The following is a 15,201-nucleotide window of genomic DNA, read 5'->3' as shown; positions in this document are numbered from 1 at the left end:
TCCGGTCTGCCGCGACGTCAGGTCGTCCGCTTGCGGTTGCGAACGGTGTCGCGTGCGGCGTCAGGCCGTCGACGTCGCATCGGGCAGCGCATCGCCGCCGCCCGCCGCCGGCTGGTTGCTGGCAAGCTGCGGCTCGCCGACCGCCGTCGGGTCCGCCTGCTTGGCCGGATCGGCCTTGGCCACTTGCGTGGCGGCCTGCTCGGCCTTGTCGCCTTCGTAACGCCAGTACAGGAACTTCTTGCCGCGCTTGCCCATGAAGTACTGGCGGTTGACCGTCCAGCGGCTCGACTCGGCAAAGCCGACGTGACCGTCTTCCATCTGCTTCTTGAAACCGGCAATCGAATCGTGCACATAGCGATCGAAGAACAGGTCGAACGTCGCACGCGCCGCCTGGTCGGCGCGAACAGCACGGTCAGCGTCGGCGCGAGCTACGACAACGGCCCGTTCGGCGCGGGTGCGGCCTATACGAACCAGAAATACGGCGCGTCGGCCGGGCTGCCGCCGACCAGCGTGCGCAACTGGGGCGCGGGCGTGCATCAGCGCGCGAACCATGGCAGCAACGCACAGATCAACGGCGTGATGGACGCGAACGGCGCGCTGCAGTCGATCGCGCGGATCGGGTTCAGTACGCGATTCTAGGTTCCAGCCCCCGGCGAATCCTGTCGGCGGCGACGCAATCGGCCTGTCCGGCCAACTGCAGGACGCAGGTTCCGGCGACGCTGGTACATCCGTGCACCGGCCGCAGGATTCACATGCCCGCACCGCACATCTCGTCACGCGCGCACTGTAACCACGTGTAATCGATTTGCAGATCAATACTCCGTACGCTGTCGATACCCTTCCGCGCGCCCGATTTCCCCGCAGGCGCTGCTTCGCAGGATGGGAGAGATGCCGGCGCCGCGGGCGTCGTCACTCAGCAGAGTGTTCTTCAACGATAAAACGTGAAAGGAACTGCCATGTCTCATAGCTTGGATACCTTCAAATTCATCGATGTCCTGATTGCGTTCGATGTCGATGAGATCCTGAAAAAGAACAACAACTCGCTCGGCACGGAGCCGGATAAGGCGACCTCGCTCGGGAACGACCCCGATTCCGTCTACATGATCACCCCGCTGGCGGATGCGGCGGATGGCTATAGCCAAGGCTCGGTGCAAGGTGTGTACCAAGGCGAGGCCGGCAGCAACTTGCTGCTCAAGGCCAATGTCGACGACGTGATTTACTGGCGCACCGTGTCTCTGACGTACACGGAAAGCTACAAGTGCTTCCTGTATCGCTTCAAAGCGATCACCCGCAATCTTCTGGGCGAAGTTTCGTACCACACCGAGAACGTCAACGAGCCTTACCCGGTACAGGGCTGGCCCGACAACAACAGTGTGAAAGCGGAGCAGCGCGCGGACTACTGGGCGCAAGCCACCGTGCTCGCTTCCGGCCAAGAGACCTATGCGTTCGTCGTCGCCGTTTACGACCGGCACGCGCAACTGAAGGGCTACGTCACCTGGGATGCTTACCTCACCATCAACAACCGGTAATCTCGAACCGGCACCTCGACAAGACCGGAACGTGATCGGCGTGAGGCGCCCGGCAGCACCGGGTGGGAGCAATCGGCCCGCCCGCCGCTTTCCGCCGGCGAATCCGTCGCGCCGCCATGAAAGGACAATCGGTCAAGTCACAGAAACAGCAGCGCCGGATTCAGTTCCTGTTCGCCGCACGGCTGCGCGCGCCATCCCAGTTCCACCGGAACCGAATAAAGCCGTCGCGCGCCAAAACGCGGCCAGAAATGGCACAGCCCCGGCGCGATGACTTGCACCACGGACAAGCCGATGTCGGGCCGCGTCTTGTCGACGACGAGCACGTCCACGCCGGCCGCCGCGATGCGCCCGACGCAATGCGCGAGCGCCGCCGGCAACGACGCAGCGTCGATCGGCCGCCACGTCGAGCGCGTCGTGCAGCGCATGCAGTTCGCCGGATACAGGAAACCGGTTGCCGACAGTTTGTCGCGATCCCACGGGTGCGGCGCCTCCGCTGCGACATCGAGCAACTGGTTGACTTCGGTCAGCGCGCGCTGCACCGCGATTCGGCCGTCCGGATGGCAGCCGAAGCCGATCGAGAAGCGCCCGTCCTGCGGATTTTCCGCCAGCGCGGCCACGGTCGGCACCCCGAGATCGGTGGTGATGTCGAGCGCCCACAAACGCCACCCGAACGTCGCGTACTCACGCACGAGCGCATCGAAATACGGATCGTCGAAACTCGCGAGATCGATGCCGGGGCGCGGGATCCGGTTGTACCACCAGATCGCGACCGCATCGCGCTCGATCAATTCGAGCATGCCCTGCAAAATCGCCTCGTCGACGCTCGATCCCGCCGCGCAGCCGTTGGGATTGTGCACGCATGTGGCATGCACCCGCGCACTGTCGGGTGTTTCCGCATAGCAGTAGCTCAGCGGCACGAGGTGTCGCCTGCTGGTCACGAGCGACCAGGCCGGCGTCCAGTCGATGACGTCGCGCGCAGTGAAACGCGGCGGCACCTGCTTTCGAACATCGCGGGTCAGCGCGTTGATCGCGTCGCGCGCGTCGAATTGCCGTTCGCTGAACTGCTGAAGATCGTTCACGTGAATCGGTAGGGCGTCGCATGCCGGATCGGCGAGCAGGCTTTCCATGCTTCCTGTCAGCGTCGCCTCGTCGCCTTGATACACGCTGCTGTATCGTTCGAGCGCCTCGCATAGCGCGCTCACACGGGCTTGATCGTCGGTGCGGCCTTTGCCGGAGCAGATCCTGTCGAACCGGTTGCTTCCCGGTACAGCGGCCGGACACACGAGAAAGCCCGACGCATAGACCTTGCGCAGGCCCGCGTGTCGCTTCGGCATCGGGTGCAGATACGCGATCGCGCCGCTGACCGGCGATATCAGATGGGCATAACGCTCGAACACCTGTTGCGGATCGGCGGTACGGTAGCCGCCATCGGCGCGCGCCAACGGAGCATGATCGGCGAGCCGCGGCGCCCGCGCCGCCTGCTCGCGCATCCACGCGGGATTGCCGCAGCACGGGCATTGCGGGCGCCTGAGCACGCGGTGCCGCTCGGCGGCCAACGTGTCGATACGCTGCGCCACGATATGCGTTTCCAGCCGTTCCGATGCCGTGCGGCTAACCGCGATCTGCTCGACCGTCGCCGCCACGAGCGCCGCCGTTGCAGCTGCCCCGGCACGCGAGGCGGCCGGCGGCAGACGCGTCGCGTCGCTGCCATGATGGCGCGCAAGCAGCGCCTCGACAGGCCGGTTGATGCGAATCCAGTAGCGCACGCATTCGATGCACGGCGCGTCGGCCAGCGCACCGCGGCCGGCTAGCAACGGCCCGATCAGCGTCTGCACGCCACCGGCCGCCACGACGAGCAATGCCCCGCCGCGCGCCGCCACACGGGCGGCGCACGCGGCGAGATCGTCGCGATCGTGCGTATCGGTGATCGCGACGGTCAATTCGGCATCCTGCACGACATCGATGCCGGCCGTGTCGAGCGCGCGCCTGAGCGCCGCATCGTCGGCTCCGAACGCCTCGACCGCGACGCCCAGTTGAACGACACGCGCACACGCCGCGTCGCCGTCTAGTCCGGTGCGCTCGAAGAAGCCGCGCGCCGCATCGTCGTCGTGCGGCGTGTCGGCGCGCACGTACCCGCGACGCACCAGGTGATCGAGCCGCGCGAGCACGTCCCATTCTCCGAACGTGCCGGCAAGCGATGTCATGATCTCGGCGATCGTCATCCGCGCCCGCAGGCAGGCGGCGATCCGCACGAAGATCGCACCCGACAGCATCGCGCGCTTGAATTCGTCGACGACGAACAGCGTCTCGGGGCCCGCATCGAGCACGAGCAAATGCGGTTTGAAGCGCAACACGCGCGAAAGGTCATCAAGCATCGTCGGGTTCCGTGCGGCGGGTCAACGAACATCGCGCGCCCCGGCAGCCGGCCCGGGGCGCGCGACGGTGCGCGGTTCGGCCGCGCCAGGTCAGCAGCAGGTGAACAGGTAGCTCGGCCCGGCGTCGCAGTAGGCCGCGAGCGCGACGGCCTCTTCGTCCAGGTTCGTCGGCTGCGCCGGTATGCCGACCGTCATCACGTTGCGCGGCAGGTTCCAGCTCCCGCTGCCGTTTCCGTGGCTCGTCCAGCCATGATCTCCGTCCGTTTTGACGACCTCGATGTCGATGATCCACGGGCACTGGTAACCGAAGTATTTCGCGAGCGTCTCCAGCGGCTTCTCCAGCAGTTCGCCCTTGAACTCCGGGTTCCGCCAGGAAAGCGCGATCGCACGCAGATAGACCTTCTGAAACTCCAGCATCGATTCGAGCGTCGGATTAGCGTTGTCCTTTGCCATGTCGGTTTCCCCGAGGTCATTCCATGATGGTGATGTGGTTCGCGTTGTACGCGGCCAGCGCCTGCGCGAACTGCGCCTCGTCCGCCGGCGCGGGCGGCAGAAACAGGGTGAGCTTGTTTTTCCGGCCGGCCGTCCAGTCGCCGTTGACGCCCGGCGTCCAGGCCGACGATTTGGTCTGCACCTTCAGGTCCAGGTTGAACGGAAAGTGATAGTCGAAATGCTCGCGCAACGCGTGGACCGGATCGGCCTCGAGTTCATCGAGAAACGCCGGTGAATGCCATGCGAGGGCGATCGCCCGGATGATGGTTGACCGGTATTCGAGAAACTGTTCGTACGTCGGTAATCGAAGATCCTTGCTCATCGGTATGTTCTCCTGATTGACGAATGGAACCACTTACGGCAACGACTGCAACATCGCTTCGGCGAGCCTGGCAATGCGGCCCATGCCCGCCGTTGTTGCGACTTCGCATGCATGCCGGCACGCGACCAGCGCGGCCACGCCGCCGCATCGCGGATCGGCCTGGCGCAAGTACTCGGACTTCTTCAGCAGCAGTTGTGCTTCGTAATACCGTTCTCCGGTCGACTCGCACCATGCGAGACACTGCTCGATCTGCGCGAGCGCGGCGTGGTAGTCGCCGCGCCCGGCGTCCAGCTCGGCAAGCAGCGACGCATAGTAGGTCAGGCCGAGCAGGCCGCCCGACTGCCGCTGCGCATCGAGATGCGCGACGACGCCTGCACGATCCCCTCGTGCCCACGCATGAATGATCGCGGCGTAGTGCTCGACCGCGCGCAGCCGATGCACGTCCGACAGACGGAGAATCGCTTCCGACAGCGTGCGGGCCGCGTCGCGATCGCCCGCCAGCTGGTGCGTGCGTGCGAGGTACATCATCGTGACGCCGAGCGTCGGCAGATGGTCGAGGCAGGTCGCGCAATACACCGCGTCGCGCGCCATCGCGAGCGCGGCCTGCGGATCGTCGTCCATGCACCAGCGCACGCTCGCGAGCGACGCCATCGTCCATGCGCGCGTATCGAGCCCCAGGACGCGCCGATGGTCCGCGTCGCGCCGCACGTCGTAGCAGGCCAGCACCGCGTCGAACGCGGCGCGGGCGCGCGCATAGTCGCCGTCGACCCACAGGCTCATGCCGCGCATCGCGTCCGCCGCGACCTGGACGCCGGCATCGCCGCGCTCGGTCGCGAGCGCGTCGAGCCGCATGCCGATCCCGCGCACGGTGGGGCGATCGCCGGCGACGTGGTAGTAGGTCGACAGCGTCCATAGCGCGCTGATCTCGAGCTCCGGGTCGTCGAGCGTCTGCATCTGCCGCAACAGTTGCTCCGCATGCTCGCGCACCTGCGGATCCGCCCAGCCGAACCGCGCCATCGTCGCGTGCGTCAACGTGGCGCGGATGCGCGCGCTGTCGTGCTCGCGTTGCGCGTAGTCGGCGTTGCCGAGCCAGTCGAACACGGACTGTCCGTAGCGGATCGCATCGTCGTACCGGGAACGTTCGAGTGCGCGGCGCGCCGCGTCGATGCCGTGAGCGATCGCGTCGGCGAAGGCACCCGCGCGCGCGAAGTGCCCGGCGACGCCGAACGCATGCGCACCGGCGCCGCGGTCGGCCTCCGCGACCAGCGCGCGGCCGACGCGTGCGTGGTTGCCGCGCCGCACGGCGGGCGGCATCGATTCATAGGCCGCATCGCGAATCAACGCGTGGCGGAACGAATAGAACACGCGATCGCGCCGATGTTGCGCGTACACGATCCGCTCTTCGAGCAGCAGCCGCAGATGCGCATCGAGCGTGGCGCGATCGTGCGGCGATGCGTCGGCGAGCAATTGCGCATCCACCTCGAGCCCGATGGTCGCGGCGAGCTGCGCGGTGTCGCGCGCGTCGTCGATCCGATCGAACGCGAGACCGAGCATGCCGCCCAGGCTGAGCGGAAGCGGATAAGGGTCCGTGGCCCGCAGCCCTGCGAGCGAGCCGTCCGCGCCGTTCATCATCAGCTCGCGCGCGACGGCCTCGATGAACAGCGGGATGCCCGCCGTGCGATGGGCGAGCTGGTCGAGCCAGGCCGGATCGAGCACGCCCTGGCCCAGACACGCCGACATCAGGCGCTGCGCGTCGTCGCGCGGCAGGCGGCGCAGCACCACGCGTTCGGTCGCGGCGCGCCAGCGCTCGAGCTTGTCGGGACGCGACGTGAACACGATGCCGAGCGCCGCTGCATGCGGCGAGCGCTGCAGGTACGCAAGAAAGTCCTCGGTCGAGCGATCGATCCACTGGACGTCCTCGACAACGAGCAGTACCGGACCGCCGTTGCCGAGCGACACGATCAGTTGCCCGAGGACGTCGAACAGCGCGTGCTGTTCGCGCGCACTCGACCACAGGAACCCCTTCGCATCGCAGGGCAGCCCCAGCCAGGTCGCGAGCGCGACACGGGCCGCCGCGTGATCGCATTCGAGCGGCGCGATCATGGCGTCGATCGCCGCGAGCGCGGGACCGGCCGGGCTGTCGGCGTCGATATGCCAATGCGCGCCGATGAATCGCAGGATCGGAAACAGCGCATGATTTTCCCGCTCGGGCAGGCACCCGCAATGCGCGAAGGCGTGGCCGTGGATCCGGACGGCCTCGCACAGCTCGTGCACGAGGCGCGACTTGCCGATTCCCGCATCGCCGACGACGAGCCGCGGCACGCCGTGCGGCGCAGGCTCGCCGCGCATCATGCGACGATGCCGCGCGAGCGTCTCCCGCCACGCGCGCAACAGCGCGTCGAGTTCGCGCTCGCGGCCGACCATCGGCGCCCGCATGCCGGAGTCGAGCGAATCGAACGGCGTATCGGCGCGACGCTCGCCGAGCAATTCATGAACCGGCTGCGGCACGAGGCCCGCCCGCGCCAGCCGCAACGAGGTCGGCCGATAGTCGGCATGCCGTTCGAGCGCGAGCCGCGCATCGTCGCTGATCAGGATCTGCCCGGGCCCCGCAAGCCGCAGCAGCCGCGCCGCCGCCGCGGGCGTCGAGACGCCCGACATGCGCGATGCATGAGCGAGAACCTGCCCGACGTGAATCGCGGCGGCCACTTCGACGCGCCAGCTTTCGCCGCCGGCCGGCACCGGCAGCCGTGCGCGCTCGGCCACCCGCACCATGTCGAGCGCCGCGCGCGCCGCACGGCGCGCCGGCCGGTCGATGTCGCCGTGCAAGCCGAAATGGAACAGCAGCGTGTCGCCGAGCCGTCCGTCGACCTGCGCGCCATAACCAACGGCGATGTCGGCGCACTTCGTCAGCCATTGCTCCTCGTAGCTGTCGAGCAAGTCGCCGTGATCGGTTCCGGCGTGGCGTCGCCGCCCCTCTCCGGAGATCGTCACGCAACAGCACAGCGTGGTGATCTGACGGTACTCGCCCACCGTTGCGATCGTCTCGCCGCGCGGCGCGAACGGGCGCGGACGCATCTGCCCGCTTGCGCGGCCGGCATCGAACTGGCCGACGAGCGCGGCGAAGTTGAGCGCGCGAAACGGCTCCGCGAGTTCGTCGGCCGACGCGGCGCGCTGTTCCGGATTCTTGCTCAGCGCGCGCCGCAATACCGAGCCGAGCGGATGCGACGCGATCGACCGAGGGAGCGCGACATCCACCGGGCTGAGCTGCTGGTAGAGAATGTCGGCCACGCTCGCACCGTGCATGACGACATCGCCCGTCAGGCATTCGATCACGATCAGGCCCCACGCATACAGATCGCTCCTGGGCGTCGGCGGCTCGTTGCGCAATTGCTCGGGCGCGCAGTAGGGCGGCGAGCCGAGCACCTCGGTCGCCAGCGTCGAGGTCTGGCGCGCGAGGTCTTCCGTGCCGGGCAGCAACGCGCCGATGCCGAAATCGAGGAGCTTCGCGTGTGGCCCGTCGTCGGCCATCGTGATCGCGATGTTCTGCGGCTTCAGGTCCCGATGCACGATGCCCCGCCGATGCGCGGCCGCGAGCGCGTCGAGCACCTCCGTCATCAGCCGGCCCGTGTCGACGGCCGACAGCGGCCCCTCTGCCGCGAGCCGGTCGCGCAAGGTCCGGCCCTGCACCAGCTCGAATACGGCGAACAGCCGGCCGTCGGGCGCTACCCCCTGGTCCAGCAACGTCACGATGTTCGGGTGCCGCAGCGCCTCGCACAGGCTCGTCTCGCGCTGAAAGCGCACGCGTCGACGCGCGCGCTCCGTCGCGGTACACGCGGCGTCGTCCCGCATCAGCTTGATCGCGACGTCCTGCCCCGTCGCGCCGCAGGTCGCGCGAAACACCACGCCATTGCCGCCTTCGCCGAGCAGCGAGCCGAGCCGGTAATGCCGCTTGCCGGCAAGTTCCGCGAAAGGCGCGGCGGGCTGCCGGGGTTGCCGGGGTTCAAGTGCTTCCGGCATGACGGGCGCGCGGAACACGGTCGGCAACACGGCCGGTTCTCCCGTGCTCACGAGTAGTGGGCGACCGGGTCCGGCGCCGGACGATGCACACCGATACGCGGCTGGGCGGCCGGCACCGACTGGCATTCGAGATGCTCGCCGCGCATGACGCGGAACGGAAATTCGCCGAACCGGACGCTGCCGCGCCGGCGCTCGACGAGCTGGCTCGCGTCCAGCCCCGGCAGGGCCGCGAACTGGCTCCGGGCGCGATGAATCTGCACGTTGACATGGGACGTATCGATGCCGAGCATGCGCGCCAGCCGGTCGAGTTCGATCCAGCCTTGCGTGGCGGCGTCGTAGCCGGCCTGCATGTCGGCCGCGCGCGCCCGGGCGAGCGTGACGAGACTGTAGTGATGGGCGCGCTCGCCGAGGTCGACCACGCCGCCGCGGACATGCAGCAGCATGCGCACGTGCTCTTCGTCGCGGCTGACGAAGAATTCGAGCAGTTGCGCCGGCGCGGCCGAATCGGCAGGCGCGGCAAGCATCATCGTCGAGCCGTTGCGCACGACCGCCAGACGCCACGTGACGTCGCCGGTCGATACTTCATCGCCGTCATGGAGCGCGCGCGGCGGCAACGTGTCGTCGCACAGCCACTCGCCGGCCGGCGACCGGACGATCGTGACCGGCTGCGCGGCGCGTGCGGCCAGGATCTGGCGCGGCGCGAGCACGATCGGATGCGCGGCGCCTCGTATCGGCCACAGCGTATCGGCCGGATCGTCGAGCGCATCGACGCGCCACGGCGCGATACCCGCCCTGCCGAACCGGATCACGTCGCCTGGCTGCAGCACCGCGTGCTCGCCGTGGCGCAACCGCATGCCCGAAACCGACGTGCCGTTGCTGCTGTGATCGTGGAGCTCCCACCGCCCGCCGATCCAGCGGATATGGGCATGGACTCGGGACACCGACGCGTCCCGGACGACCGTGTCGCAGCGCGCGGCATCGCGGCCGAACACGTGATAGGCGCGGAGCAGGCACGCTTCTCCGGATGAATCGTTCTTGAGTATCGCCATGGTCGCCCCGCGTCGGATTCGCCCGGATCGCTCGAGTGACGCATCGGCGCTGCCGGGTGAGAGATTGATTCGATGATCGCGAACAATGTCGACTGTTCGCCGCCTCGTTACCTGATTTCTCGTCAGCTTCCTTTCGAATCGTTGCTCATCCGGCACCTGTTATTTCGGTCAATTGAATGGTCGACCGTTTTGTCGTTTTAAAATCGAGCAACTTGTTGAAAATCCTGCCAAACAAAATCACGCGCCGCAACCGGAATACTCAATCCTCGGTTTTATATTGCAATGCTTTACATTTTCGAGGAATTTTCGGGCTGCAAATAAAGGGTCGAAAATCTTCATCGACGTGCAAAACCACGGCCGGCGCGCGTTACCCGGATGAGATCACATTGAATGACGGGCCGGATTCAAGCACCTTTGCAGCCGCAGAAATTTTGTTTGATGAACAGAAAATAAATTAAATCATTTCGGTAATTTAAATAATTACCGCCAGAATTCTTAAAATCAGTATTGCTTTATTTATTCCGACAGCCCGTTGCACCACGGCGAGTTTCTCGCAATGTCATCGGCAGGCGAATGAGGGCGGCATAGTTGTGCCTCACGATCAATGGCTCGCAGCAACGGCGAAATCAGACCTTACGGCGATCGTCCGATCGACTCGCCAGGTCGATGGAACGCATCGACGGGAATCCTCATCGCAAACAGACGGACACGGCACCCCTCCATCCCACCCCAAATAAATCCCCCTTGACGCCATATCTTTCGATATATATCTTTAGATATGTTTTACGACATATAGGACACGATCATGCGACACAACCCCTCCCGCGGCCATGCCCGATGCGACGGTCATGGTGCGCATGTCCGCCCTGACTGGTTCGCCGGTCTCTGGTACGCGATCGGTCGCCACCGTCGCGGCCACGATCCGTTCGGCGGCGGCCCGTTCGGCGGCCGTGGCGGGCGCGGCGGCTTTGGCGATTTCGGCGACGACGGCATGCCGCGCGGCCGCCAGTTCACATCCGACGATCTCCAGTTGCTGCTGCTCGCGCTGGTCGCCGAGCAACCGAGCCACGGCTACGAGCTGATCAAGGCGCTCGACACGCGTTCGAACGGCTTCTACAGCCCGAGCCCCGGCATGGTGTATCCGGCGCTCACGTATCTCGAGGAAGTCGGCTTCGTCGCATCGCAGGCGGAAGGCAATCGCAAGCGCTATGCGCTGACCGACGCCGGCCGCGCGCATCTCGACGCGCAACGCGAGCGCGTCGACACGCTGTTCGCACGCCTCACGCACCTCGCACGCAAGATGGAATTCATGCGCCGCGCGTTCGCCGGGGAATCGGCAGGCAACGACGCGCAGGACGAATCGCAGGCCGGCTGGCTGCCGGAGTTCGTCGAGGCGCGCGTCGCGCTCAAGCGGGCGCTGCTGCACAAGAGCGCAGCCGGCCCCGACGAACAGCGCCGCATCGCGGCAATCATGCGCCGCGCGACGGCCGAAATCGAAGGCGGCACCGGCGCGTAATCCGCGCCGCCCCGCCAAACCCAAGGAGAACGGATTGATGCAGAACACATCCGAGCGCACCGTGACCCGCGTGCGCCATACCCTCAAGTTCCGCCTGCTGCAGGTACTGCGCGTGCATGCCGTGACGCCGCATCTGCTGCGCGTCACGCTCGGTGGCCCCGATCTCGCGGATTTCGAATCCGCATCGTTCGACGATCACGTGAAGGTATTTTTCCCGCCGCCCGGCGCCGAACGGCCCGCGATGCCGACACTCGGCGCGAACGGCCCCGAGTTTCCCGAAAGCGAACCGAAGCCGGTCGCGCGCGACTTCACGCCGCGCCGCTTCGACCGCGCCGCGTGCGAACTGGATCTGGAATTCGTGCTGAACCATCCCGGCCCCGCGTCGCAATGGGCTGCGCAGGCGCGCGTCGGCCAATGGCTGGGTATCGGCGGGCCGCGCGGTTCGTTCGTCGTCCCGACCGGTTTCGACTGGCACCTGCTGATCGGCGACGATACGGCGCTGCCGGCTGTCGCACGGCGTCTCGAGGAACTGCCGGCCGGCGCGCGCGCGGCGGTCGTGCTGGAAGTCGCGGATCGCACCGCGCAGATTTCGTTCGATACGCGGGCCGACGTGCGTGAGATCTGGCGCTTCCGTGCGGAAGCCGACGCGGCGAACGGCGACGTGCTGCTGAATGCGGTTCGCGACCTGCCGCTGCCGCCGTCCGGCGACGGCTACGTGTGGGCGGCCGGCGAAGCGCTGTCGATACGCGCGGTGCGCCAGCACCTGACCGGCGAGCGCGGCGTCGACAAGTCGCGCATCCGCGCGGCGGCCTACTGGAAGCGCGGCGCGGCGGCCGTGCACGAAACGCTGGAAGATTGACGCATACGGGCTCCCGCCGACGAGTATCCGGCTTACGGGCACCCGGCCGGCGAACGGGTGATGCGACCGTGGCGCCGGCGCACCGACGGGCTTGGCATCGGCATCGCGGCTGGTATATATGTACGTCTGCGACGCCGCTGTCACGCGACAGCCGCCGCAGCCCGTCCAGGAGCGCCCGGTCATGACAAAAGAAAGCCACGCTTCGCCTTTCCTTCGCAACCTGAAGATCGCCGGCTATTGCGGCCTCGCCGCGGTCGTACTCGCGCTGTTCGTCGCGATGTGCGCGATCCTGAAGGAAAGCGCCCTTGAACGCGACGCCGCGCAACACCCGGCCGATACGCCCGAACTGCACGATGCGGGCGGCGGCCCGTCAGCATCGGCCGAACCGGCCCACACGCCGGGCTCGCCCGGCTGACGGCCTCCTGCCCGACTTCCTTCCGCTTACGGCGCGTGCCGGCGCCCCATCACGACCGCGTGCACCGTATCGCCGAACCGTTCGAGCAGCGCGGTCACACGTTGCCCGTACAGGTGCGCGGCCAGCGCGCCGGCCGTGCCGACCAGCACGCCGCCCGCCATGTCGAACGGCCAGTGCACGCCCGCATAGATACGCCCCACGCAATCGCCACGGCCATCGCGGCCATCACGAACCCGGTGAACCGGGTCGTGCCGCCGAGCATCAGGCCGACCGCCATGCTCCACGCGAACGTCATGTGATCGCTCGGAAACGAGCTGTCCGGCGCGTGCGGAATCAGCTGCGCGCCGACGCCGGCCGTGAAGGGCCGCGGTGAGAACCAGAAATGCCCGAGCACCTGCGCGAGTGCGAGCGCCGCGCATACGCCTACGCCGGCTTCGATCGCCTGGCGCCGCGTCGGGCGCGCACCGAAGATCCAGGTCAGCAGCAGCATCGCGGGCAGCACATAGACGAGCCAGTCGGCGGCGAAGATCGCGACGCGGGCCGCGCCCGGCTGCGGCGCATGCCCGGCGTTGATGGCGGAAAAAAGGGCGAGATTGAGGTTCTGCATGAATCCGGTTGCGTGGAACATAAAGATTCGACCGGTTGCCCGGTCGGACACGAACGATGCTAGGGCGCGCCCGCTTAAGCGATGCTTAATGCGGCAGGCCTGCGGGACAGGGCGCGACCGCCGCGGCGAACGTAGTTAGAGCTTGCAGTGCAATAAAAGTTCACGAAATTGTCATATTCCCGGGCGACCGCCTCCCGAAAAGGCTCACCTGATATCCCGTAAAGACTCACCTTTTTCACATCGTGGCGTCATCGACGCATGCGAGCATCGGGGCGCCGGGCGCCATCCACGCCGGTTTCGTCGTTTGTCTCAATATTTACGCGGTAAATCCGCCGAAATCGGCAACAATTAATTCCAGATGCGGCGTCGCACAACGGCAACGCACAGGCATACGATTACGAGCACTCATCCACGAAGCGATCAACAACAAGGAGTCCGCATGAAACCCAGCGATGTCCGATCGAAAGCGTTTGCGATGCCGTTGACCAGCCCTGCCTTCCCGATGGGCCCGTACCGTTTCGTCGACCGTGAGTTTCTGATCATCACGTATCGCACCGATCCGGACCGTCTCCGTGAAATTGTCCCCGAGCCGCTGCAGATCACCGAGCCGCTCGTGCATTACGAATTCATCCGCATGGCCGATTCGACCGGTTTCGGCGACTACACCGAAAGCGGCCAGGTGATTCCCGTCGAATACAACGGCCAGCCGGGCGGCTACACGCTCGCGATGTATCTCGACGATCACCCGCCGATCGCCGGCGGCCGCGAGCTGTGGGGCTTCCCGAAGAAGCTCGCGTCGCCCACCCTGCATGTGAATACCGATCACCTCCTCGGCACGCTCGACTACGGCAAGGTGCGCGTCGCGACCGGCACGATGGGCTACAAGCACAAGGAACTCGACATCGCCGAGCAGACGAAGCGCCTCGCCGGCCCCAATTTCCTGCTGAAGATCATTCCGCACGTCGACGGCACCGCGCGCGTGTGCGAACTGGTGCGCTACTACATGCAGGACATCAAGATGAAGGGCGCGTGGACGGGCCCCGCATCGCTCGAGCTGGCGCCGCACGCGCTCGCGCCGGTAGCCGACCTGCCCGTGCTCGAGATCGTCGAAGCCCGGCACCTCGTCGCAGATTTGACACTCGGTCTCGGCGAAGTCGTCTACGATTATCTGGCTCAGTAACACGTCCGCAGTCCTTTCTCCCTGTCAATCCTTTCACCACGGGAATTCGAAATGAGCAACCTGAATGGCAAAACCGCAGTCGTCACGGGCGCCGCGAGCGGCATCGGCAAGGAAATTGCGCTGGAGCTCGCGAAAGCGGGCGCGGCCGTCGCGATCGCCGACCTGAACCAGGACGGCGCGAATGCGGTCGCCGACGAGATCAACAAGGCAGGCGGCAAGGCAATCGGCGTCGCGATGGACGTGACGAACGAGGAAGCCGTGAACAGCGGCATCGACAAGGTTGCCGAAACGTTCGGCTCGGTCGACATCCTCGTGTCGAACGCGGGCATCCAGATCGTCAACCCGATCGAGAACTACGCGTTCTCCGACTGGAAGAAGATGCAGGCGATCCACGTCGACGGCGCGTTCCTGACGACGAAGGCCGCGCTCAAGCACATGTACAAGGACGATCGCGGCGGCGTCGTGATCTACATGGGTTCGGTGCACTCGCACGAAGCGTCGCCGCTGAAGTCGGCATACGTAACGGCCAAGCACGGCCTGCTCGGACTCGCACGCGTGCTAGCGAAGGAAGGCGCGAAGCACAACGTGCGCTCGCACGTCGTGTGCCCGGGCTTCGTGCGCACGCCGCTGGTCGACAAGCAGATTCCGGAGCAGGCGAAGGAGCTCGGGATCAGCGAAGAGGAAGTGGTGAAGAAGGTGATGCTCGGCAACACGGTCGACGGCGTGTTCACGACGGTGCAGGACGTCGCGCAGACGGTGCTGTTCCTGTCGGCGTTCCCGAGCGCCGCGCTCACCGGCCAGTCGTTCATCGTCAGCCACGGCTGGTTCATGCAGTAACGC

13 protein-coding genes and 2 pseudogenes are annotated in these 15,201 nt (G+C 66.4%); 8 read left to right on the top strand and 7 right to left on the bottom strand.

What is annotated here, in order from left to right:
• Window positions 1-60: 60 nt before the first annotated feature.
• Window positions 61-351, bottom strand: coding sequence for a hypothetical protein (locus DM992_RS26175; RefSeq protein WP_239511347.1), 291 nt, complete (start codon window positions 349-351; stop codon window positions 61-63).
• Between the two features lie 42 nt (window positions 352-393).
• Between DM992_RS26175 and DM992_RS26170 the strand changes: the two are divergent.
• Both DM992_RS26170 and DM992_RS26165 read left to right on the top strand, forming a co-directional pair.
• Window positions 394-639: pseudogene (locus DM992_RS26170) on the top strand (porin); the annotation flags it as partial.
• Window positions 640-956: 317 nt separating this feature from the next.
• Window positions 957-1,529, top strand: coding sequence for an AidA/PixA family protein (locus DM992_RS26165; protein ID WP_111019257.1), 573 nt, complete (start codon window positions 957-959; stop codon window positions 1,527-1,529).
• Window positions 1,530-1,666: 137 nt separating this feature from the next.
• On the opposite strand, the gene DM992_RS26160 is transcribed toward DM992_RS26165, so the two are convergent.
• From DM992_RS26160 to DM992_RS26140, 5 genes are all read right to left on the bottom strand, one after another.
• Complete coding sequence (locus DM992_RS26160; RefSeq protein WP_111019256.1) at window positions 1,667-3,904, bottom strand: TOMM precursor leader peptide-binding protein; 2,238 nt, start codon at window positions 3,902-3,904, stop codon at window positions 1,667-1,669.
• 90 nt (window positions 3,905-3,994) lie between these two features.
• Window positions 3,995-4,357 carry a BMA_0021/BMA_0022 family TOMM bacteriocin gene (locus tag DM992_RS26155; protein WP_111019255.1) on the bottom strand — a complete coding sequence of 121 codons (363 nt, stop codon included), beginning with the start codon at window positions 4,355-4,357 and terminating at the stop codon, window positions 3,995-3,997.
• Window positions 4,358-4,373: 16 nt separating this feature from the next.
• The gene (locus DM992_RS26150; protein WP_111019254.1) at window positions 4,374-4,718 is read right to left on the bottom strand and encodes a BMA_0021/BMA_0022 family TOMM bacteriocin; all 345 of its coding nucleotides are present in this window, start codon (window positions 4,716-4,718) and stop codon (window positions 4,374-4,376) included.
• 33 nt (window positions 4,719-4,751) lie between these two features.
• Window positions 4,752-8,786: a TOMM system kinase/cyclase fusion protein gene (locus tag DM992_RS26145; protein WP_111019253.1), complete on the bottom strand. Its 4,035-nt coding sequence runs from the start codon at window positions 8,784-8,786 to the stop codon at window positions 4,752-4,754.
• The gene (locus DM992_RS26140) at window positions 8,783-9,784 is read right to left on the bottom strand and encodes an FHA domain-containing protein (RefSeq protein ID WP_111019252.1); all 1,002 of its coding nucleotides are present in this window, start codon (window positions 9,782-9,784) and stop codon (window positions 8,783-8,785) included. Before DM992_RS26140 ends, DM992_RS26145 begins: the two co-directional genes overlap by 4 nt.
• 176 nt (window positions 9,785-9,960) lie before the next feature.
• On the opposite strand from DM992_RS26140, the gene DM992_RS41820 reads away from it, so the two are divergent.
• The 4 genes from DM992_RS41820 (at window position 9,961) to DM992_RS26125 (ending at window position 12,574) form a co-directional block, all read left to right on the top strand.
• Window positions 9,961-10,242 carry a hypothetical protein gene (locus DM992_RS41820; RefSeq protein WP_162631739.1) on the top strand — a complete coding sequence of 94 codons (282 nt, stop codon included), beginning with the start codon at window positions 9,961-9,963 and terminating at the stop codon, window positions 10,240-10,242.
• A 347-nt stretch (window positions 10,243-10,589) separates the two neighbouring features.
• Window positions 10,590-11,300 (top strand): PadR family transcriptional regulator, encoded by a 711-nt coding sequence (locus DM992_RS26135; protein WP_111019251.1) that lies wholly within the window; start codon window positions 10,590-10,592, stop codon window positions 11,298-11,300.
• A gap of 37 nt (window positions 11,301-11,337) precedes the next feature.
• A complete protein-coding gene (locus tag DM992_RS26130; RefSeq protein WP_111019250.1) occupies window positions 11,338-12,159 on the top strand; it encodes a siderophore-interacting protein in 822 nt (273 codons plus the stop codon).
• 181 nt (window positions 12,160-12,340) lie between these two features.
• On the top strand, window positions 12,341-12,574 hold the full coding sequence (locus DM992_RS26125; RefSeq protein ID WP_111020394.1) for a hypothetical protein: 234 nt from the start codon (window positions 12,341-12,343) through the stop codon (window positions 12,572-12,574).
• A gap of 26 nt (window positions 12,575-12,600) precedes the next feature.
• Here DM992_RS26125 and DM992_RS26120 read toward each other — a convergent pair.
• A pseudogene (locus DM992_RS26120) lies at window positions 12,601-13,181 on the bottom strand (phosphatase PAP2 family protein).
• Between the two features lie 439 nt (window positions 13,182-13,620).
• Here DM992_RS26120 and DM992_RS26110 point away from each other — a divergent pair.
• Both DM992_RS26110 and DM992_RS26105 read left to right on the top strand, forming a co-directional pair.
• Window positions 13,621-14,361 carry an acetoacetate decarboxylase gene (locus tag DM992_RS26110; RefSeq protein WP_111019248.1) on the top strand — a complete coding sequence of 247 codons (741 nt, stop codon included), beginning with the start codon at window positions 13,621-13,623 and terminating at the stop codon, window positions 14,359-14,361.
• A gap of 51 nt (window positions 14,362-14,412) precedes the next feature.
• Window positions 14,413-15,198, top strand: coding sequence for a 3-hydroxybutyrate dehydrogenase (locus DM992_RS26105; protein ID WP_105391308.1), 786 nt, complete (start codon window positions 14,413-14,415; stop codon window positions 15,196-15,198).
• Window positions 15,199-15,201: the final 3 nt, after the last annotated feature.

Source organism: Burkholderia sp. JP2-270 (assembly GCF_003233675.1).
Taxonomy (GTDB): Bacteria; Pseudomonadota; Gammaproteobacteria; order Burkholderiales; family Burkholderiaceae; genus Burkholderia; species Burkholderia pyrrocinia_C.
This window is presented reverse-complemented; position numbering and strand designations above follow the sequence as displayed.

Bases quoted from the DNA above. Each gene is read 5' to 3' on its own strand.
- DM992_RS26125 (WP_111020394.1), top strand. From the start codon at position 12,341: ATGACAAAAGAAAGCCACGCTTCGCCTTTCCTTCGCAACCTGAAGATC.
- DM992_RS26105 (WP_105391308.1), top strand. From the start codon at position 14,413: ATGAGCAACCTGAATGGCAAAACCGCAGTCGTCACGGGCGCCGCGAGC.
- DM992_RS26130 (WP_111019250.1), top strand. From the start codon at position 11,338: ATGCAGAACACATCCGAGCGCACCGTGACCCGCGTGCGCCATACCCTC.
- DM992_RS26155 (WP_111019255.1), bottom strand. From the start codon at position 4,357: ATGGCAAAGGACAACGCTAATCCGACGCTCGAATCGATGCTGGAGTTT.
- DM992_RS26165 (WP_111019257.1), top strand. From the start codon at position 957: ATGTCTCATAGCTTGGATACCTTCAAATTCATCGATGTCCTGATTGCG.
- DM992_RS26135 (WP_111019251.1), top strand. From the start codon at position 10,590: ATGCGACACAACCCCTCCCGCGGCCATGCCCGATGCGACGGTCATGGT.
- DM992_RS26140 (WP_111019252.1), bottom strand. From the start codon at position 9,784: ATGGCGATACTCAAGAACGATTCATCCGGAGAAGCGTGCCTGCTCCGC.
- DM992_RS26110 (WP_111019248.1), top strand. From the start codon at position 13,621: ATGAAACCCAGCGATGTCCGATCGAAAGCGTTTGCGATGCCGTTGACC.
- DM992_RS41820 (WP_162631739.1), top strand. From the start codon at position 9,961: ATGGTCGACCGTTTTGTCGTTTTAAAATCGAGCAACTTGTTGAAAATC.
- DM992_RS26160 (WP_111019256.1), bottom strand. From the start codon at position 3,904: ATGCTTGATGACCTTTCGCGCGTGTTGCGCTTCAAACCGCATTTGCTC.
- DM992_RS26150 (WP_111019254.1), bottom strand. From the start codon at position 4,718: ATGAGCAAGGATCTTCGATTACCGACGTACGAACAGTTTCTCGAATAC.